General features: G+C 66.3%; 17 protein-coding genes and 2 pseudogenes. 8 read left to right on the top strand and 11 right to left on the bottom strand.

Going from position 1 to position 18825, the window contains the following annotated elements; genetic code table 11:
- The 10 genes and pseudogenes from J2X37_RS16495 to J2X37_RS16450 form a co-directional block, all read right to left on the bottom strand.
- Nucleotides 1-326 (bottom strand): annotated as a pseudogene (locus tag J2X37_RS16495) (acyl-CoA dehydrogenase); the annotation flags it as partial.
- Nucleotides 323-1084, bottom strand: coding sequence for an SDR family NAD(P)-dependent oxidoreductase (locus tag J2X37_RS16490; protein ID WP_310023383.1), 762 nt, complete (start codon nt 1082-1084; stop codon nt 323-325). The gene J2X37_RS16490 and the pseudogene J2X37_RS16495, both read right to left, overlap by 4 nt.
- 34 nt (nt 1085-1118) lie before the next feature.
- Nucleotides 1119-2246 carry an acyl-CoA dehydrogenase family protein gene (locus J2X37_RS16485; protein ID WP_310023382.1) on the bottom strand — a complete coding sequence of 376 codons (1128 nt, stop codon included), beginning with the start codon at nt 2244-2246 and terminating at the stop codon, nt 1119-1121.
- An 82-nt stretch (nt 2247-2328) separates the two neighbouring features.
- Complete coding sequence (locus J2X37_RS16480; RefSeq protein WP_310023381.1) at nt 2329-3477, bottom strand: acyl-CoA dehydrogenase family protein; 1149 nt, start codon at nt 3475-3477, stop codon at nt 2329-2331.
- Between the two features lie 62 nt (nt 3478-3539).
- Nucleotides 3540-4643 carry an NAD(P)-dependent alcohol dehydrogenase gene (locus J2X37_RS16475; protein WP_310023380.1) on the bottom strand — a complete coding sequence of 368 codons (1104 nt, stop codon included), beginning with the start codon at nt 4641-4643 and terminating at the stop codon, nt 3540-3542.
- Between the two features lie 19 nt (nt 4644-4662).
- Complete coding sequence (locus tag J2X37_RS16470; protein ID WP_310023379.1) at nt 4663-5436, bottom strand: glucose 1-dehydrogenase; 774 nt, start codon at nt 5434-5436, stop codon at nt 4663-4665.
- Nucleotides 5437-5445: 9 nt separating this feature from the next.
- Complete coding sequence (locus tag J2X37_RS16465; protein ID WP_310023378.1) at nt 5446-5865, bottom strand: GFA family protein; 420 nt, start codon at nt 5863-5865, stop codon at nt 5446-5448.
- 71 nt (nt 5866-5936) lie between these two features.
- Nucleotides 5937-8234 (bottom strand): TonB-dependent receptor, encoded by a 2298-nt coding sequence (locus J2X37_RS16460; RefSeq protein ID WP_310023377.1) that lies wholly within the window; start codon nt 8232-8234, stop codon nt 5937-5939.
- A 204-nt stretch (nt 8235-8438) separates the two neighbouring features.
- Nucleotides 8439-9992, bottom strand: coding sequence for an acyl-CoA synthetase (locus J2X37_RS16455; protein ID WP_310023376.1), 1554 nt, complete (start codon nt 9990-9992; stop codon nt 8439-8441).
- 13 nt (nt 9993-10005) lie between these two features.
- Nucleotides 10006-11253: a cytochrome P450 gene (locus J2X37_RS16450; RefSeq protein ID WP_310023375.1), complete on the bottom strand. Its 1248-nt coding sequence runs from the start codon at nt 11251-11253 to the stop codon at nt 10006-10008.
- 143 nt (nt 11254-11396) lie between these two features.
- Between J2X37_RS16450 and J2X37_RS16445 the strand changes: the two genes are divergently transcribed.
- Nucleotides 11397-12428 (top strand): LysR family transcriptional regulator, encoded by a 1032-nt coding sequence (locus tag J2X37_RS16445; protein ID WP_310023374.1) that lies wholly within the window; start codon nt 11397-11399, stop codon nt 12426-12428.
- A gap of 26 nt (nt 12429-12454) precedes the next feature.
- Here the strand turns inward: J2X37_RS16445 and J2X37_RS16440 are convergent, their stop codons facing one another.
- The gene (locus J2X37_RS16440; RefSeq protein WP_310023373.1) at nt 12455-12826 is read right to left on the bottom strand and encodes a hypothetical protein; all 372 of its coding nucleotides are present in this window, start codon (nt 12824-12826) and stop codon (nt 12455-12457) included.
- Nucleotides 12827-13029: 203 nt separating this feature from the next.
- Here J2X37_RS16440 and J2X37_RS16435 point away from each other — a divergent pair, with 203 nt between their 5' ends.
- The 7 genes and pseudogenes from J2X37_RS16435 to J2X37_RS16405 all read left to right on the top strand — a co-directional run.
- A complete protein-coding gene (locus J2X37_RS16435) occupies nt 13030-14118 on the top strand; it encodes a phosphotransferase (protein ID WP_310023372.1) in 1089 nt (362 codons plus the stop codon).
- Nucleotides 14119-14122: 4 nt separating this feature from the next.
- Complete coding sequence (locus J2X37_RS16430; RefSeq protein ID WP_310023371.1) at nt 14123-15535, top strand: aldehyde dehydrogenase family protein; 1413 nt, start codon at nt 14123-14125, stop codon at nt 15533-15535.
- Nucleotides 15535-16314, top strand: coding sequence for an SDR family oxidoreductase (locus J2X37_RS16425; RefSeq protein WP_310023370.1), 780 nt, complete (start codon nt 15535-15537; stop codon nt 16312-16314). The genes J2X37_RS16430 and J2X37_RS16425 overlap by 1 nt, the downstream gene beginning before the upstream one ends.
- Entirely contained in the window at nt 16311-17171 is an 861-nt protein-coding gene (locus J2X37_RS16420) for an SDR family oxidoreductase (protein ID WP_310023369.1), read from the top strand. The genes J2X37_RS16425 and J2X37_RS16420 overlap by 4 nt, the downstream gene beginning before the upstream one ends.
- 98 nt (nt 17172-17269) lie before the next feature.
- Nucleotides 17270-18187, top strand: a complete 918-nt coding sequence (locus J2X37_RS16415; RefSeq protein ID WP_310023368.1) for an NAD(P)-dependent alcohol dehydrogenase — start codon at nt 17270-17272, stop codon at nt 18185-18187.
- Nucleotides 18184-18558, top strand: coding sequence for a limonene-1,2-epoxide hydrolase family protein (locus J2X37_RS16410; RefSeq protein WP_310023367.1), 375 nt, complete (start codon nt 18184-18186; stop codon nt 18556-18558). The genes J2X37_RS16415 and J2X37_RS16410 overlap by 4 nt, the downstream gene beginning before the upstream one ends.
- 79 nt (nt 18559-18637) lie before the next feature.
- Nucleotides 18638-18825, top strand: a pseudogene (locus J2X37_RS16405) (biotin synthase); the annotation flags it as partial.

Genomic DNA, 18825 nt, shown 5'->3' with positions numbered 1-18825 from the left:
GACCCGACGTGGCCCAGGAGGTACATGTTGCCCTCGTCCGGCGCGTTGGTGTTGCACGCCAGCGGGCCCAGCGGCGACAGCCCCGACTTGATCAGCACATAAGCCGTCTCGACCTGCGACAGGTGCGAACCGTCCTCCAGGATGTGCGGCGTCAGCACGCCCGCGGCCCGCGCCTTCTCCCGCATCTCGAACATCAGCTCATCGGTCGGCGCACCGTGGTGATCGCGCCGGCCATCCCGCTCGTAGGCAAACACAACCTCCCGAACGAACGCCTCGACACGCGCGCCTATCCCAAGGGCGCGTTGGCCAACCTGTTCCTCGATCACTTCGGTGCCATCCGGATCGCGCCGTCGAGGCGGATCGTCTCGCCGTTCAGCATCGGATTGGCGACGATCTGCTCGACCATCAGCGCATATTCGTCGGGATGGCCAAGGCGGCTCGGGAACGGCACCTGCTGGCCCAGCGAATCCTGCGCCTCCTGCGGCAGGGATGCGAGCAGCGGGGTCAGGAACAGCCCCGGCGCGATGGTCATCACGCGGATCGAATGACGCGCGAATTCGCGGGCGATCGGCAGGGTCATGCCGACCACGCCGCCCTTCGAGGCCGCGTAGGCGGCCTGTCCGATCTGGCCGTCGAAGGCGGCGACGCTGGCGGTGTTGATGATGACGCCGCGTTCCTCGCCGATCAGGTCGGCGGTCGCCATGCGCGCAGCGACCTTGGACAGCACGTTGAAGCTGCCGATCAGGTTGATGTTGACGATCTTGCTGAAGGCGTCGAGCGGGATCGGGCTGCCGTCACGCTCGATCACCTTGCGCGGCGGGCCGATGCCGGCACAGTTTACGAGGATGCGGGCCTTGCCGTCGACTGCCTCGGCCTCCTCGATGGCGTTCTGCACCTGCGCTTCGTCGGTGACATCGACAGCCGCAAAACGCCCGCCGATGGCTGCGGCATGGCTCTGCCCGAGTTCGGCGTTGAGGTCGAAGATCGTGACCTTCGCCCCCGCCGCGGCCAGCCGGGCCGCGGTCGCGCCGCCCAGTCCCGATGCGCCACCCGTGACGATTGCGGGCAATCCTTCGATGTTCATCCGTTTCCCTTCCTTTGACTGCTGGCCCGGCGCGTCACAGCGCGCGGGCGATGACCATGCGCTGGATGTCCGACGTTCCTTCGTAGATCTGGCAGACCCGGACATCGCGGTAGATCTTGGCGAGGCCGTATTCCTCCAGGTATCCGTAGCCGCCCAGCGTCTGGATCGCGCCGGAGACCACCGCCTCCGCGGTTTCCGATGCGACGAGCTTGGCCATCGACGCCTCTTTCAGGCAGGGCAGCCCCGCGTCCTTCAGCGTCGCGGCGTGGAGGACGAGCTGGCTCGCCGCCTCCAGCCTGGCGGCCAGGTCGGCCAGGCGAAAGCCGACCGCCTGGTGCTGGATGATGGGCAGGCCGAAGCTCTTGCGATCCTTGGCATAGGCGACGGCGGTCTCCAGCGCGGCGCGGGCCATGCCGATGCTCTGCGCGGCTATGCCGATGCGCCCGACCTCGAGATTGGAAAGGGCGAGGCCGTAGCCCGCGCCTTCGGCACCAAGCCGCAAGTCTTCCGGCACGAACAGGTCGTCGAAGCGGATGGCGCAAGTGTCCGACGCGCCCTGGCCCAGCTTGTGCTCGACCTTGTCGACCGAATAGCCGGGGCTGCCGGTGGGCACGATGAACCCGGTGATGCCGCGCTTGCCCGCTTCGGGATCGGTCACGGCGTAGACGATGGCAAGGCCAGCGATGCGCCCCGAACTGATGAACTGCTTCGCACCGTTCAGGCGATAGCCGCCGTCGACCCTGGTGGCGCGGGTCCGCATGGCAGAGGCATCGGAACCCGCGTCCGCCTCGGTCAGGGCAAAGGCACCGATCATTCGCCCCGCGATGAGATCGGGAAGGAACCTGGCCTGCTGCGCCGGCGTGCCGTCCTTCAGCAGGCTCGACACGATGAGGCTGTTCTGGATCGAGACGATGGTCGAAAGCGCGCCGTCGGCTGCCGCGATCTCGATCAGGGCAAGCGCATAGGAGACGAAGTCGGCCTCCGCCCCGCCGACATCGGCAGGCGCGGTCATGCCCATCAGGCCCAGCCCGGCCAATTCCTCGAACAGGCCTTCGGGATAGCCTCCCGCCGCCTCGAACGCGGCGCTTTGCGGGCGGAGCCGCTCTTGCGCGAAGCTGCGCACGGCGTCCTGGATCGCAACCTGCGTCTCGTCGAGAATCATCGACCACCCCAAATCTTATACTGATGAGTAGGTAATATTCGATTTGGTGTCGAGTCAAGCGTCATCACCAAATCCGCCGCCATCAACGAGCGATTTCGCGACCCACGATTTCCATCAGGATTTCCGACGTGCCGCCATAGATCCGCTGCACCCGCGCATCGCGCCACAGCCGGGCGATGGCGTATTCGTTCATGTACCCTGCCCCGCCGTGCAGCTGCAGGGCATCGTCGGTGACCTGCCACTGCATCTCGGTGTGCCAGAGCTTGGCCGCACTGGCTTCCGCGCCCGATAGTTCGCCGCGCACGTGGCGCCCGATGCAGTGATCGAGATGCGCCCATCCCACTTGCAAGGAGGCGGCATGACGAGCCAGCGTGAAGCGTGCGTTCTGCATGTCGATCAGGCGCTGTCCGAACGCCCTCCGGTCGGCGGCAAAGGCGCTGGCCTCGTCGAATGCCCGCTGCGCGCCGGCCTGCGCCATGATCGCGATGCTCAAGCGTTCCTGCGCGATCAGCTGCATGACCTGCACGAAACCCTGCCCCTCCTCGCCCAGCAGCGCGCTGGCGGGCACTCGTGCCCCGTCGAAGAAAAGCTCCGACGTATCGGCATAGTGCTGGCCGATCTTGTCGAGCCGATTGCCGCGCGTGAACCCCGCCGTATCGGCATCAACGACGAAGAGGCTGATGCCGCGGGCACCGGCACCGGGGTCAGTCGTCGCGAGGACGATCACTACGTCGCACTGCTGCCCGGCGGAGATGTAGGTCTTGGCCCCGTCGATCACCCAGCCGTCACTATCGCGCCGCGCACTGGTGCGGATGGCCTTCAGGTCGCTGCCCGCACCCGGCTCGGACATGGCGATGGCGGCGATGATCGACCCGTCGACCATGCCGGGCAGATAGCGCCGCTTCTGCGCTTCGGAGCCGTGGGCCACGAAATATTCGCAGATGATGTCGGATTGCAGCGGCGGCCCCGCGAAACACCCGGCATAGGCAAGTTCCTCGGTCACCACCGCATTGTAGCGGAAATCGAGACCGAGCCCGCCATAGGCGGCAGGCACCGTCGGACACAGCAGCCCGGCATCCCCGCATTGCCGCCAGAAGGCGCGGTCGATCTCGCGCTCCTGCTCGAACCGGTCCAGATGGGGAACGAGATGCTCATGCAGGAATGCCCGGACGCTGTCGCGGAAGATCACGAGGTCCTCGTCCTGGCAGGCGCGGTCGAGCGGTATCGGCACGGGCGTTCCCCTCAACTGGATTGTGGCCGACGCAGGCTACGCGGCCCGCCACGGCATCATGCTCATGGGCACAGCACGGCCTTGATGCAGCGGCCGGCAGACTGGTCGGCGACAGCTTCGTTGATCCGGTCCATCGGGTAAAGCGTGACGAGCCGATCGAACGGAAAACGACCTTCGCGGTACATCGCGATCAGCTCCGGTATGAACGTCGCCGGATCGCTGTCGCCCTCGACAATGCCGATGACGCGCCGGCCGAACGTGATCATCGCCGCGACGTTGAGCGGCAGCGCGACGTCCGCTTGCCGCGGCACGCCGACGAGGCCGAGCATCCCGTGGCTGGCCAGCACATCGAAGGCCGCCGCCATCGCGTCTTCGCGCGCGCTGGTTTCCAAGGCGAAGTTGAAGCCATGAGGCAGGATGTCACGAAGCGCCGCGGCGGCATCGCCCGCGAGCGGGTCCAGCACGTGGGTCGCGCCCAGTTCGCGCGCCATGTCGCGCCGCGCGGCATCCGGTTCGATCACGACAAGGGGCGCACAGCCGCGGTCCTTCGCCGCCATCACCGCGGCCAGCCCGACCGGTCCTGCCCCGAAGATCGCCAGCGAACTGCCCGGCGGGCAGTCGAACGAGCGCAGCACGCTTCCCGCCCCGGTCTGGAATCCGCAGCCAAGGGTTCCCAGTATGCGCAAAGTGTCCTTGTCGGCATCGACTTTCACGACCGTCCGCGCCGCGGCGATCGCATGGCCGGCGAAAGAGGATTGCAGGAAGAAGTGCGAGGCGACCGGCCCGTCGACATCGCGGTAGGCCGTCGATCCGTCGCTCCGCGCGCCTGCGTAGTTCAAGGGGGCGAAGTCGCGGCAATAGCTGGGGAGGTTGGCGTTGCATTGCGCGCAGTGGCCACAGCTGCCGAACGACAGCACGACGGTGTCGCCCGCCTCGATCCCGTCGACCCCCTCGCCCACCGCACGAACGACGCCCGCGCCTTCGTGGCCGAGGACCGCCGGCACCGGATAGGGTACGAACTGGTCGCGAAAGACGAGGTCGGTGTGGCACAGGCCGACGCCGACGATCTCGACCAGGACTTCGCCGGCGCGGGGCCCCTCGACCTCCAGCGCTTCGATCGCGAAATCCTGCCCTGCCCCTCTCGCAACGGCGGCACGGGTCTGCATGGCTCTCTCTCCGGTTGACTCAGGCGGCGGTATAGCCGCCGTCGGCGATGAATTCCGATCCGGTGACGAACGCGGCCGCGTCGCTGGCGAGGAAAGCGATGAGCGCGGCTACGTCGTCGACCGTGCCCAGCCGCCCGAGGGGGATCAGCCCGGCCCAGATCGCCAGCGCCTGTTCCGCGGTCAGCAGGTTGCCCTCGGCATCGCGCGGCGGGTCCCAGTCGGCCGAAAGGTTGGTCGCGACCGGTCCCGGCATGACGCAGTTCACGCGGATGCCCTCCGTCGCAAGCTCGATTGCGACGGCGCGGCTCAGCGCCCGCACCGCGCCCTTGGTCGCGCTGTAGGCGGCATATTCGCCGCCCGCGACCTTGCCATAGATCGACGAGACGTTGACGATCGATGCCTTTCCGGCCTTGCGCAGCAGCGGCAGCGCATGGTGCATGCCGAGATAGACTCCCTCCAGGTTGATCGCGTTCTGGCGGCGCAGGATGTCGATCCCCGCCTCCGCAAAGGGCTTGGCGATCATGATGCCGGCGTTGTTCACCAGCACGTCGAGACGACCGAACCGCGCGTCCGTTTCGGACAGGGCGGCAAGCCACTGATCTTCGGACGTGACATCAAGCTTCAGGGCCAGCGCGCCGCGCCCGATCGCCTGGGCCGCCCGCTCGGCACCGGGCAGATCGCGATCGGCAAGGACGACCGTCGCACCCAGCGTCGCGAGCAAGGTTGCGGTTGCCAGCCCGATGCCCGATGCCGCGCCGGTGACGATGGCGATCTTTCCGGACAGGTCGATCATGGCGCACTCTCACACATTGGAACGCTCGAACGACTCGGTCCCGGGCAGTTCGGGCAGGAAGGCCATGCGGCTTGCGCAGAAGACCTCGATAACGGGGTCCAGCGCCGCCACGTCGTCGAGAGTGCCCGACTTGATCAGGACAAGTTCGGGAAGAGGCTCGATCCGCGACAGGAGGGCGGAGCCGCACCGGCCGCAGAAATGGCGTTCGACCGGGCGGCCGCTGGCACCCCGATCAACGAAGATGCTGCTCTCTCCCGTCTGGACATATGCCGCGGCGGGATAGCCGGTAACGATCGAAAAGGCGCTTCCCGTCTGCCTCTGGCAATTGCGGCAGTGGCAGATCGCGGTGAACACCGGCCCTGCCGACAATTCGTAGCGTACCGCGCCGCACAGGCAGCCACCGGTCGCCTGGCATGAATGTTCGATCATCGCGCCTTTCCCGAAAGGGGCGGGCCGGTTCCGTTGCTGGCGGAACCCGGCCCGGGGAGGGTTCGAGTACGTCAGAACTTGTAGCGGGCGGTGACACCATAGCTGCGCGGCGGGGCGTGCAGCATGTAGTCGTAACCGAACGCGCTGCGCAGGTTCAGGCCGTACATGAAGATCTTCTTGTTGAGCAGGTTGGAGCCCCAGAACCGCAGCGAGAGATTTTCGCTCTCCCAGCCCAGGTTTGCGTCGAGCATGACGTGCGAGGGCATGTTGAGGTTCTGGTTCCCGTCCTCGTTGTTGAAGGGCGAGAAGTACTGCTTCGAGGTGTAGACCATGTTCGGCGAGAACACGATATCGCCCGCCCCCAGCGCGCCCAGCGTCCAGTCGAAGCCCAAGTTCACCGTCAGTTCCGGCGCATTGGGCAGCGTGTTGCCGTCCAGGTTCACGCCCGACAGCGTCAGCTTGTCGTAAGTCGCGTCGAGGTAGGTGACGCCCAGGCTGCCCTCGATCGAGGGAACGGGCCGCGCCGTCAGTTCCAGTTCCACGCCCTTGATCGTCGAACCCGGGGCCGAACGGATGTAGCCGGTCGTGCCGATCACCTCGTTGAGCTGCTGGTTCTTGTACTTGGTCAGGAACGCGGCAGTCGTCAGGTTGGCGAAGCCGCCGAACAGCTTGGTCTTCATGCCGATTTCGTAGGCGTCGACCTTTTCGGGCGGCACGAAGTCGATCGGATTGCCGGCATAGAACTGGCTGGAGAACGAACCGGCGCGATAGCCGCGGCTGGCGTGGCCATAGATCATCGTGCCGCTGTCGAAGGTGTAGTTGAGGCCGACCTTGCCGGTCACCTTGCTCGACTTGCGCTTGCCCTGATCCTCGGTGTTGATCGAACCGTCGGGATTGATCGAGCCGTGGGTGAACTGCACCGCCGCCGCCTGCGGATCCTGCGGGTCGAAGGGATAGGTCTCGAACGTCGGCGAGGTCGCGGGATCGGCGAACACCGTCAGGAACGAATAGGCGTCGTAGTGCCGGTTCGTGTCCTTGGTGTAGCGGATGCCCAGCGTCACGCCGAGGTTTTCGGTCAGGTCCTGGTCGAGCTGCGCGAAGGCGGCGTAGGAGTTCCGGTCCTGCTTGTAGCGCTGGTAGAAGTACAACGTGCTGACAAGGCGGTACTTGTCGTTGTTGTCGATCTTGTCGTTGCCGTAATAGACACCCGCCTGCAGGTTGGTTCTATCGGTGTTGAACATGAACTTCAGTTCCTGGTTGAACTGCTTGTACACATCCCCGTAGTAGGTCTGCAGGAAACCGATCACCGGCGTACCCGACCCTTCCTGCGTCAGCCGCTGCTTCGACCAGTCGTAGGCCGACAGCGACTGCACCGACAGCGTGTCGGTCAGTTCGTAGTTGACCACGAACTGCACGCCCGCGTTCTTCACCTCGTTGTAGCCGAGGTCGGGCTGGTTGGTCTCGAAGAAGCTGAGCCCGTCTTCCTCGCGGTAATACTGCGAGATGCCCGAATTGTCATTCAGGTGGTAGGCGGCGGCCTGCGTCGGCTTGCCCTTGCTGCCCGTGAATTTCAGATACATGTCGAGCTTGTCGGAAGGCTTGGCCCGCACGATCAGGCGCCCGGCGATCGAATCGCGGGAATTGGCGTCCTCCTCGCCCGGAAACACGTTCTTCACCCAGCCGTCGGATTCGACGTAGTTGGCCGAAGCGCGGAAGCCGAGCACGTCGTCGATCAGCGTGCCTTCGATCGCGCCCTGCCCGCGCACTTCGTTGAACCGGCCGTAACCGGCCTCGACATAACCGGTCGCGCCCTGGTTGAGGCCGGGCTTGACCGAGATGAAGTTGATCGCGCCGCCGGTCGTGTTGCGACCGTAAAGTGTGCCTTGCGGTCCGCGCACGGCCTCGATCCGCTCGAGGTCATAGAGCTGCAGGCCGTGCATGGTCCGCGCGCTCAGATAGTTGTCGTCGGTGTAGATGCCGACCGGCGACACCTGGTTTGCGCCGTATTCGTTGCCTACGCCGATGCCGCGCATCGTGAAGTTGGGCTGCGCGTCGCCGAACGCGCTGGTCACCTGCAACGAGGGCACCGCGCCGGAAAGGCCGAAGGTCGAGACGACGCCCTGGCGTTCGAGGTCGTTGGTGGTGAGCGCCGAAACCGCGACCGGAACCGACATCAGCGATTCCGCGCGCCGCTGCGCGGTCACGACGATTTCCTGCACACCCTGCTGCTGGCTCACGCCTTCCTGGATCTGGGTGTTATTGACCGGCGCCTCGGCGTTCTGGTCCAGGCCGTCCTGGGCCGCGGCCGGCATCGCCCATGCGGCCACCCCTGCCAGCAAGCCGATCGTGTAGTGGCTGTAGCCTCTCATCATTCCCTCCGCTTTTCCGGGGCCTGCCGCCCCTTGTCTTGCCGCCGGATGATATCGCCCGACGATATGTTGAGCCCAGCTACCGATTTTGCGTCGGCCAAGTCCAATAGAGCTTGGCCATCGATCTATCGGAAACATCCATGCATCGCCCGGTCGCGACGTGGCCCGAAAACATCGCGCCACTCGTCACCGATCTTGTCCACGCTACGCCTTTCCGCCGCCTGACAGTCCTAACGGATTTCCGTCACGATCCGGCCAGTAGCGGTCTCGCACGAGCCGCTTCATCAGCTTTCCCGTCGGCGTGCGCGGCAGCGCAGGGTCGAAATCGACCTGTCGCGGAACCTTGATCCGGCCCACCTTCGTGCGCAGGAACGCTGTGATCCTTTCGGCCAGTTCCGGCCCGGCGGCATCCGGATCGGCAGGCTGCACCACCGCGACGACCCGCTCGCCAAGATCGGGGTCGGGCGCGCCGATGACCGCCGCGTCGGCCACTTCGGGATGGAGAAGGAGCTGGTTCTCGATCTCCTGCGGGTAGATGTTCACCCCGCCCGAAATGATCATGTAGCTCTTGCGGTCGGTCAGGTAGAGGAAGCCGTCCTCGTCCAGCCAGCCCACGTCGCCGATCGTCGTCCAGCCATGCGCGTTGCGGCTTGCGGCGGTCTTCTCGGGGTCGTTGTGGTATTCGAACGGCTGACCGTCGGCGAAGTAGATCGTGCCGGTCTGCCCGGCGGGCAGTTCGTTGCCGTCCTCGTCGCAGATCTTCGGCGTGCCCCACATCGGCAGGCCGACCGAGCCCGGCTTCCTGAGCCAGTCCTGAGGGCCGATATTGGTCAGCCCGTTCGCTTCTGTCCCGCCGTAGAATTCATGGACGATCGGCCCCCACCACGCGATCATCGCCTGCTTCACCTCCACCGGGCAGGGCGCGGCGGCGTGGAACACGTTCCGCAGTGTCGAGCAGTCGTAGCGGGCGCGCACTTCGTCCGGCAGTTTGAGCATGCGGACGAAATGGGTCGGCACCCATTGCGCGTGCGTCACGCCATAGCGTTCGATGGCGGCGAGCGCGGCCTCGGGGTCGAACTTGTCCATGACGACGACCGTGCCGCCCAGCATCTGCACCGCCATGCACCAGCGCAGCGGCGCGGCGTGATAGAGCGGCGCCGGCGACAGGAACACCGTGTCCGGCCCCATGCCGTAAGCGCTCTCGCCCAACCGGGTCAGGCCGTTCGGCACGGCGAGCGGACCGTCGGGCAGCGGCGGCTTGATCCCCTTCGGCCGCCCCGTCGTCCCCGACGAATAAAGCATGTCGTTGCCCGCGCTCTCGTCGGCGATGCGGGTAGCCGGCATCGCCTCGCGCTCGGCCAGGTAATCGCGCCCGGTCTTGCCAGCGACGGAGAACAGGTCGACCGCGTTGGCCCGTGCGACATCGGCCACCTTCCCGTCCAGTCCGGGCGCCGCGAAAAGCACCTTCGCGCCGCAGTCCTGGAGGATAAACTCGATCTCGGCCGGCAGAAGCTGGGTCGAGATGCAGACGTAATAGAGCCCGCAACGGTGCGCGCCCCAGACGAGGTCGAAGAACTCGGGCCGGTTGTCGAGCAGGAGTGCGATGACGTCGCCGCGCACGAGGCCGAGAGAGCGCAGCAAATGCGCAGTCCGGTTGGAGCGATCCTCGAGCATTTCGAACGTCACCGGCTCGCCGCTCGCCGCCATGATCAGCGCCGGCTTGGCGGGGGTGGCGGCGGCATGAACAGACGGATGCATCGCGCCCCTCCGCTCAGGCGGTGAAGCGGATCGGCAGGCGCTTCAGGCCCGACACGAAGTTCGCCTTCACCCAGGCCGGTTCGCCATCGAGCGCGATGTCCTTTACGCGCGGCAGCATTTCCTCGAACAGGGCGCGGATTTCCAGCTTGGCGAGGTACTGGCCAAGACAGACGTGCGGACCGTAGCCGAATGCGACGTGGCGATTGGGCGAACGGTCGACGCGAAACGCAAAGGGGTCGGCAAAGACGGCCTCGTCGCGATTGGCCGAAGGGTAGCACATCATCAGGCTGTCGCCCGCCTTGATCGCCTTCCCGCCCACCTCGCAATCGGCGACGGCGGTGCGGAAGAAGTGCTTGACCGGCGAGGTCCAGCGAATGAATTCGTCGACCGCCTTAGGCATCAGCGAAAGGTCGGCGCGCAGCTTCGCCATTTCGTCGGGGTTCTCGATCAGCGCCAGAAGACCGCCCGAGATGGCCGAACTGGTCGTGTCGTGCCCCGCCGCGGCGACGATGAGGAAATAGGCGTCGCGCTCGGCATCGCCGATCGGCTCGCCATTGATCGTGGCATTGGCAAGTATCGTCGCCACGTCTTCGCGCGGATTCCGGCGCCGGTCGGCGACGATGTCGGCGAAATAGGCCTTGAAGTCGTTGAAGGCCTCCAGCATCGAGGTCATGCCTTCTCCGCCGCCGGCTTCCTCGTCGGTGTTGCCGAAGATCTTCTGCGAAAGGCGCAGCATCAGGGGCTCGTCCTCGGCCGGGACACCCAGGACGATCATGATGGTGCGCAAGGGATACCAGGCCGCGATGTCGGACACGAAATCGCAACGCCCGCCGTGGGCAACCATGCGGTCCACGGTCTCCTTCGCAAGGTCCGCGATCTTGCCTTCCAGAGTGCGCACGCCCTTTGGCGTGAACAGGTCGGCCGTCAGCGCGCGGAACGCCTTGTGGTCGGGATTGTCCATCGCCACCAGGTTGCGGGCGAACATGCCGTCGGGCGATTGCTGCATCAGCAGCTCCTCGTCGGCGCGGGTGACGAGGAACTGGCGCGGGGCGTTGAGAAAATTGGCCGCGTTCAGTTCCACCGCGGTCACGTCGGCATATCGGGTGACCGCCCAGAACGGCCGATAGTCGCGCGGTTCGCACCAGTGCACCGGGTCCGTACTGCGCAGCATGGCGAAGGCCTCGTGGTAGGCACCTTCGTCGGCGTAGGTTGCCGGATCGGTGATGATTTCGTCGATGTCGCGCAGCGCCTCTTCGGGCATGGCAATCTCCTCTCGCCGGCTTGGATAGCGAGCGGGGTGCAACGCGGTCCAATCGTGAATTCGCACCGATCGATAGACGCTGCCGATTGATCTGCTAGACTGCCGGCAACGGCCAACAGAGCCGGCAGGGACAGGAGACCGGCGTGCAACATCTTGATCTGAAGCTGCTTCGCAGTTTTGCGGCCGTTGCCGACGAACGGTCGGTCACGCGCGCTGCCGCGCGGCTGAACCTGACGCAACCGACGGTTTCGGGGCAGATCAAGGAACTCGAGCAGATCCTCGGCTACCTCCTGTTTCACCGCACGTCGCGGCGCATCGCGCTGAGCGAACAGGGCAAGCGCCTGCTGCCGCTGGTGCAGACCCTGCTGCACAATGCCGAGGAGGTGCGGCAGGAGGCCGAGGCGCTGCGCGAGGCGGCCAACCGCCATTTCCGGCTGGGCGCGGCAATGTACACGATGGACCTTCCGGACAGGATGGCGCTGCTCGACGCCTTTGCCCGGGCACGGCCGGAGACGAGCTACAGCATCGACAACCGGCTGCAGACCGATTCGGTGCGCGACCTGCTGACCGACCGGCTCGATGTCGCGCTGCTGCTTGGCGTGGCGGTGGAAGAACCGGTCGAGAAGTTCATCCATGACCTGCCGTCGGGCTGCGTCGTCAACGAGATCCAGTATCCTGCCAAGCTGGAGCGCGTGCTGCTGCGACGCCGCAAGATCGGCCTGCTCGTGCCCAACGACAGCGACCTTGCCGGATATGACGTGCTGCCGCGATCGGTGCTTTCAGGGCAGCGCGTCGCGATGCTGGGCGGCGAACACGGGCAGGCCGTGGTCGACCCCATCGCGCAGTTCATCATGGAACACGGGGCAATCCCCGTCGCCGTGGCCGAAGGCAACGCGCTGGCGATCGAGCGCTATGCCCGAAGCAACCATTGCTGCGCCATCGGCATCGGCTGGTTCCCGACACCCGACGGCATGGTCTGGCGCGAGGTGGAGGACATGCCCTTTCATCTCGACCTCGCGGTGGTGCTGGGCACCAACCCCAACAAGGCGGCGCGCCGCTTCTTCGAATTCGCCCGCACCTTCCAGGAATCGCGGGAAGACGGGCTTGCAGTGGCCGGCCCGGCGCGCTGCGTGACGGTGCAGGCGCCCCACGGCATCGGCAACTCGCTGCACTGATCGCGCGGCGGCTGCCGATCGGGTCGTCAAAGCGCCAGGTCGAACGCCGCCAGGACATGCGCGGTGTCGCTGTATTCGCGCACCTCGCGGATCAGATCGCCGTCGAAGTCGACGACAAAGGCATAGCGGTTCGCATAATCGCGCCCGTCGGTGACCTTTGCCTGCGACGTCGCCTCGAAGAACATCCTGTCGCCGAATTCGAACATCTCTCCCGGCGTCACGGCAATTCCCGCCTCGGTCCGCTCGTGCAGCGAGAAGAGAAGCGCATTGAAATCGGCGATGGGAAATGACGCGCCGGCATTCGACCACCATGTCCCGTCGGCGGTGAACAGGGCGGGGTCCACCCGGCCCTTGCGGATCTGCGCCATCGCCGCCGTAACCGCGCCCTTCCGATCCATGCCTCTCTCCTTTTTCTGTCGTTTCGCAGCGCTATCCGCGCGCCTGTCCACTCGGCAAATCGGAACATCGCGACGATCCATAGGGGATGCCGATAGGTCGCCGGGAAAGCCCTATTGGACCGGCGCTGCAGCGCGCGGCAGTTTCGAACCGGATTGTCCGACGAAATGCAAAGTTCGCGGACGCTGGTCGAGAGGATCGAGCCTTGCACCCCTTCACGGAACAGGCCCCGCTGGTCTGGCCCGAGCCGCTCCCCCGGCCCGAGGACATGACCCCGCGACTGATGGAACGCCTGCTGGCGGCGGGCGGCCGCGACGTCGCCATCGCCGCCTTGTCCTGCGAACGGGTCGGCACCGGTCAGATCGGCGACACGGTCCGGTATCGCGTCGACTACCGCGCCGGCTCGGGGCCGGCCACGATCATCGGCAAGTTCGCATCTGCCGATGCGACCAGCCGCGCAGTGGCCACAACCTGGTCGCTCTATGAACGCGAGGTTCGCTTCTACCGCGAGCTCGCGCCGCACGCGCGGCTCGACACGCCCGTGTGTCATTGCGCCGTGCTCGATGCCGACGGGCAGTTCGTGCTTCTTCTCGAAGACCTGTCGGGCGCACGCGTCGGTGACCAGTTCAAGGGCATGGAAGATGCCGACGCCCACCGCGCAATGCGCGCCGCGGCCCGACTTCATGCCGCATTCTGGGAATGCGAGGGCGATCCGGCGATGCAATGGCTCGACACCGAGGCCGGAGCACAGCCGTTCTATGCCCCAGGCGTGTTCCGCGACACCTGGCCGCGCTTTCGCGAACGCTACGCCGACCATCTCGACCCCCGGCACCTGCGCGTGTGCGACGCACTCTGCGAAGGATACGAGGCATACGACCGCCCACGCCCCGGCGCGCGGTGCGTCACGCACAACGATTTTAGGCCCGACAACATGCTGGTGTCGCCGTCCCGCCTGACGGTCGTGGACTGGCAGAGCGTCGCACTGGGCACCGGCGCCGTCGACGTCGCCTACCTCATCGGCGGATCCTACTCGCCCGAGGCGAGGCGCGAGCACGAGGCGGCGCTGATCGCAACCTATCTCGCCGAACTGCGCGAAGGCGGCGTCACGGACCTGTCGCGCGACGCGTTCGACCGCGAATACCGCCATTTCACCTTTGCCGGGATCAACGTCGCGGTAGGCGCGGCGATGCTGGTCAAGCGCACCGAGCGCGGCGACCGGATGTTCCTCACCATGCTCGACCGGCACGTTTCGCACGTGATCGATACCGGCGCGCTCGACCTGCTTGCGGAGTAGCACCATGCCCCATTTCGACATGATCATCGACGGCCGCGCGACATCCTCGCCCGCCTGCATCGAGGTGATCGACCCGGCGACCGAAGCCATCGTCGGCACTGTCCCCGACTGCACGCGCGAACAGCTCGACGAATCGGTCGCCGCCGCACGCGCGGCCTATCCCGCTTGGCGTGCCCGCCCCCATGCCGAGCGGCAGGACGCGCTGCGCAAGATCGCCGCGACGATCATGGCGCACAAGGATGAATTGCAGCAACTGCTGACCGCCGAACAGGGCAAGCCGCTGGCCGCCGCGATGGCAGAGATCGAGGCGGCAGCCTGGTGGATCGGCACCGTCGCCGAAAGCGAGCTGCCGGTGCACACCAGCACCGCGATGCCCGGGCAGGTGAGCGTCACGACCCGCGTACCGCTCGGCGTGGTCGGCGCCATCGTGCCGTGGAACTTTCCGGTGCTCCTCGCCGTGTGGAAGATCGGCCCCGCCCTGCTCACCGGCAACACCATGGTCCTCAAGCCGTCGCCCAACACCCCGCTCGCCACATTGCGGCTGGGCGCGCTATTGCAGGAAGTCCTGCCACCGGGCGTGCTCAACATGGTCAGCGGCGGCGACGCGCTCGGCCCGTGGATGAGCGCACATCCCGGCATCGACAAGATCTCCTTCACCGGATCCACCGCGACCGGGCGCAAGGTCATGGAAAGCGCGGCCGGCAACCTGAAGCGGCTGACGTTGGAGCTGGGCGGCAACGATGCCGCCATCGTCCTGCCCGATGTCGATGTCGATGCGGTGGCCGAAAAGCTCTTCTGGGCAGCCTTTGCCAACAGCGGTCAGGTCTGTGTCGCCGCCAAGCGGCTCTACGTCCATGACGATGTCTACGACGAAGTCCTTGCGGCGCTCAAGAGCGTGGCCGAGAGGATGACGGTGGGCGACGGGCGCGATGCGGCCACGGCGCTCGGCCCCGTCCAGAACCGCGCGCAATTCGAACGCGTCCGCGATCTGATCCGCGATGCCGAAGCGAACGGATACCGCCTCGCGACTGGCGGCGAGCCGGCCAACGGGCCCGGTTTCTTCGTGCCGGTGACGCTGGTCGACAACCCCCCCGAGGATTCGCGCGTGGTGCAGGAAGAAGCGTTCGGACCGGTGCTCCCGATCCTGCGCTACAGCGACATCGATGATGTGATCGCGCGGGCCAATGCCTGCGAATACGGGCTCGGCGGATCGGTCTGGTCGTCCGATCTCGACAAGGCGGCCGAAGTCGCCGCGCGGCTGGAAACCGGCACGGTGTGGATCAACTCGGCGCAGGGCATAACGCCTTTCGCGGCCTTTGCGGGGCACAAGCAGTCGGGCATCGGCGCCGAGAACGGCACCGAAGGGCTGCTCGAATTCACCGTGCCGCAAACCATCTACCGGCCAGAAGCCGCGTGATGGGTGACGCGAACCGGGGTCTCCTGGCGGGCAAGGTCGTGATCGTCACCGGCGCGGGATCGGGCATCGGCCGCGCCGCCGCCCGCCTGTTCGCGGCAGAGGGTGCGAAGGTCTGCCAGTTCGACCGCGACCGCGACGCGAACGAGGCGACCGCGGCGCTGATCACGGGTGACGGCGCGCGCGCCGACTGCCACACCGTCGACGTCGGCAACGAGGCCGCGGTGGCCGGCGCGGTCGACGCCGTTATTGCCCGCCATGGCAGGCTGAACGGCGCGTTCAACAACGCCGGGGTCGAAATGGCCAATAAGCTGGTCACCGATCTTTCGGCCGAAGAGTGGCACCGACTGATGGACGTAAACCTGACCGGCGTCTTCCTCTGCATGAAATACCAGACGCGTGCCATGGCCGGAACAGGCGGAGCGATCGTCAACAATTCGTCCGGCGACGGCTTCATAGGCCAGCCCTACGCCGCCGATTACGTCGCATCGAAGCACGGCGTCGTCGGCCTCACTCGCGCCGCAGCGTGCGAGGCTCGTCATACCGGCGTTCGCGTCAACGCCGTGCTGCCCGGCCTGATCCTGACCCCGATGGTGGAAGAGCGGCTGATCGGCAACCCGGCCTTCGAACAACAGATGGCCCCGATGGCGGAGCGCCACTCGATCGGGCGTTACGGCAAGCCGGAGGACGTGGCCGAAGCGGCGTGCTGGCTGCTGAGCGACCGGTCTGCCTTCATCAACGGGTCGATGCTGACCGTCGACGGGGGATACACGGCGCGATGAGCGGGACATTACAGGGTGCCGGGCGTTTCGCGGGAAAGGTGGCGATCGTCACTGGCGGCGCATCGGGCATCGGCGCTGCCACCTGCCGCCGCCTCGTCGACGAAGGCGCGAGCGTCGTCGTCGCCGACATCCGGGCCGAGGCGATCGAGGCCTTCCTCGCCAACCTGCCCGGCGGCACGGCGAGCGGTCTCGTCATGGACATGGCCGACTTGGCCATGGTGGAGCACGGTATCGAGGAGGCCGTGCAGCGGTTCGGCGGCCTCGACATCCTGATCAACAACGCGGGCGTCGGCTCGTTCGGGCGGATCACCGACATCGATCTGGCCCACTGGCGCGAAGTCATGGCGGTCGATGTTGACGGCCTGATGTGGGCCTGCCGCAGAGCCATGCCGCACCTTGTCGAGCGGCGCGGCTGCATCGTCAACGTCGCGTCCGTCGCCGGACGCGGCGGCGACTACGGCTTTGCCGCCTACAACGCCGCCAAGGCCGCGGTCATCAATCTCACCCGCTCGATGGCGCTCGACCACGCGCCCCATGTGCGCGTCAATTCGGTCAGTCCCGGTCTGACCGATACGCCGCTGGCGACCGGACTTACCGGCAACGCCGAGATCATGGCTGCGTGGCGGGACGGCCTGCCCTTGGGTCGTCCGGGCACGCCCGAGGAAGTCGCAGCGGCTATCGCCTTCCTCGCCTCTGCCGACGCTAGCTACGTTAACGGGCACGATCTCGTCGTGGACGGCGGCGGGGCGGCGCACACCGGCATGCCCAATTTCACCCGCATCCTGGGCGGCACCAGCCATCTCGAGAATGCGGAGACACTCGTCCGTCGCGGCGGCATCGAAGGATCGAAGGCATGATTCCCGCCACGCGAAAGGTCGTGCGCCTACCATCTGGCCCGACGCTCGAGACGCTGGCCGTGAGCGAGGAGCCCATGCCGTCCTCCGGCCCCGGTGAAGTGCTGATCCGCGTCCATGCCAGTTCGCTGAACTTCCACGATTATCTCGTCGCTGCCGGATACATACCGCAACCGGCCGGACGCATCCCGATGTCCGATGGTGCGGGAGAAATTCTCGCCATTGGTGAGGGAGTCACGGATTTCGCAGTCGGCGACAGGGTCATAGGCAGCTTCTTCCCCGACTGGATCGACGGCACCGCCACGCGGGCCAATACGGCCTCCGTCACTGGCGAGAGCATCGACGGATTCGGCGCCGACCACGTGGTTTTCCCCACACGCTCGCTGGTGCCGATGCCGGCCGGGTGGAGCTTTGCCGAGGCTGCGTGCCTGCCTTGTGCCGGACTGACCGCCTGGCGTGCGCTGGTGGTGGAAGCGGAACTGAAAGCCGGTGACACCATCCTGATCCCGGGATCCGGCGGGCTCGCGCTGTTCTGCCACCAGCTGGCCAGCGCGCTGGGTGTCAGGGCGGTCGCCATCTCGTCCAGCGATGCCAAGCTGGCGCGGCTGCGTGCATTGGGTGCGGACGTCCTGATCAACTATCGCGACACGCCCGAATGGAGCGACGCGGTCCTGGCCGCGACGGGCGGCGAAGGGGTCGATGCGGTGCTGGAGATCGGCGGCGATTCGACGTTCGACCAGTCGGTGCGATCGGTCCGCACGCAGGGCCGGTTGCTTCTGGTCGGCACGACCGCCAACGCCGTGCCGCCCATGCCGCATCGCGACCTCATCATGCGGTCGCTGCGGTTGCAGGGCATGGCGGTCGGCAGCGTCGCCATGCTGCGGGACTACGTGGCCTTTTGCGCCAGCCACGATCTGCGTCCCGTCATTGACAGCGATTTCCCGCTCGAGCGGATTGGCGATGGCTTTGCCTACCAACTGCGCGGCGAGCATTTTGGAAAGATCACGGTGACCCTATGACCGAAACAGAAAGCGAAGCGATCGTCCGTGGTTTCATAGCTGCCTGGAATGCGAAGGATCGCGATGCCATCGGCCGCGCCTTCCATCCCGACATCCGCTGCACCGGCGCCAGCTATCCTACTGCCATCGGCCGGGAGGAAGCGCTGGCGTTGTGCGACCCGTTCCTCGCCGCAGACGCAATCGACTGGCAGATCGTGAATTGCGCGGTGCGCGGCCGCGTGGTCTTTACGGAGCGGGTCGACCGCTTCGAGTATGCCGGCAAGCCCGATCTGGTGGTGCCGGCCTGCGGCGTTTTTGAACTCGACGAGGAAGGCGCGATCCTTCGCTGGCACGACTACTTCGACAGCGCGGGACTGGGGGACGTGCTGTAGTCAATTGACCCGGCGGGCCAACACGTCCAAATGGCTGATGCGAACATTTTCGTCGGACGATCTGAAACAGGACTTTCGCATGACCGCATCCGCCACGCCCCGCAGCGACTGGACGCGCGAGGAAATCGCCGCGCTGTTCGACCTGCCGTTCACCGAGCTGGTCTTCCGCGCCGCCGAGGTGCACCGCGCCAACCATCCGGCGAACCAGGTCCAGCTTTCCACGCTGCTGTCGATCAAGACCGGCGGCTGCGCCGAGGACTGCGGCTA

This window comes from Croceicoccus sp. BE223, assembly GCF_031457155.1.
Classification (GTDB): domain Bacteria; phylum Pseudomonadota; class Alphaproteobacteria; order Sphingomonadales; family Sphingomonadaceae; genus Croceicoccus.
Note: the sequence above shows the minus strand (reverse complement) of the source record. Positions and strands in the feature narration are given on the sequence as shown.

What these genes read in the sequence shown, in the direction of transcription:
- J2X37_RS16490 (WP_310023383.1), bottom strand. Translation starts at nt 1,084, where the DNA reads ATGAACATCGAAGGATTGCCCGCAATCGTCACGGGTGGCGCATCGGGA.
- J2X37_RS16485 (WP_310023382.1), bottom strand. Translation starts at nt 2,246, where the DNA reads ATGATTCTCGACGAGACGCAGGTTGCGATCCAGGACGCCGTGCGCAGC.
- J2X37_RS16475 (WP_310023380.1), bottom strand. Translation starts at nt 4,643, where the DNA reads ATGCAGACCCGTGCCGCCGTTGCGAGAGGGGCAGGGCAGGATTTCGCG.
- J2X37_RS16470 (WP_310023379.1), bottom strand. Translation starts at nt 5,436, where the DNA reads ATGATCGACCTGTCCGGAAAGATCGCCATCGTCACCGGCGCGGCATCG.
- J2X37_RS16465 (WP_310023378.1), bottom strand. Translation starts at nt 5,865, where the DNA reads ATGATCGAACATTCATGCCAGGCGACCGGTGGCTGCCTGTGCGGCGCG.
- J2X37_RS16460 (WP_310023377.1), bottom strand. Translation starts at nt 8,234, where the DNA reads ATGAGAGGCTACAGCCACTACACGATCGGCTTGCTGGCAGGGGTGGCC.
- J2X37_RS16455 (WP_310023376.1), bottom strand. Translation starts at nt 9,992, where the DNA reads ATGCATCCGTCTGTTCATGCCGCCGCCACCCCCGCCAAGCCGGCGCTG.
- J2X37_RS16450 (WP_310023375.1), bottom strand. Translation starts at nt 11,253, where the DNA reads ATGCCCGAAGAGGCGCTGCGCGACATCGACGAAATCATCACCGATCCG.
- J2X37_RS16440 (WP_310023373.1), bottom strand. Translation starts at nt 12,826, where the DNA reads ATGGATCGGAAGGGCGCGGTTACGGCGGCGATGGCGCAGATCCGCAAG.
- J2X37_RS16430 (WP_310023371.1), top strand. Translation starts at nt 14,123, where the DNA reads ATGCCCCATTTCGACATGATCATCGACGGCCGCGCGACATCCTCGCCC.
- J2X37_RS16425 (WP_310023370.1), top strand. Translation starts at nt 15,535, where the DNA reads ATGGGTGACGCGAACCGGGGTCTCCTGGCGGGCAAGGTCGTGATCGTC.
- J2X37_RS16420 (WP_310023369.1), top strand. Translation starts at nt 16,311, where the DNA reads ATGAGCGGGACATTACAGGGTGCCGGGCGTTTCGCGGGAAAGGTGGCG.
- J2X37_RS16410 (WP_310023367.1), top strand. Translation starts at nt 18,184, where the DNA reads ATGACCGAAACAGAAAGCGAAGCGATCGTCCGTGGTTTCATAGCTGCC.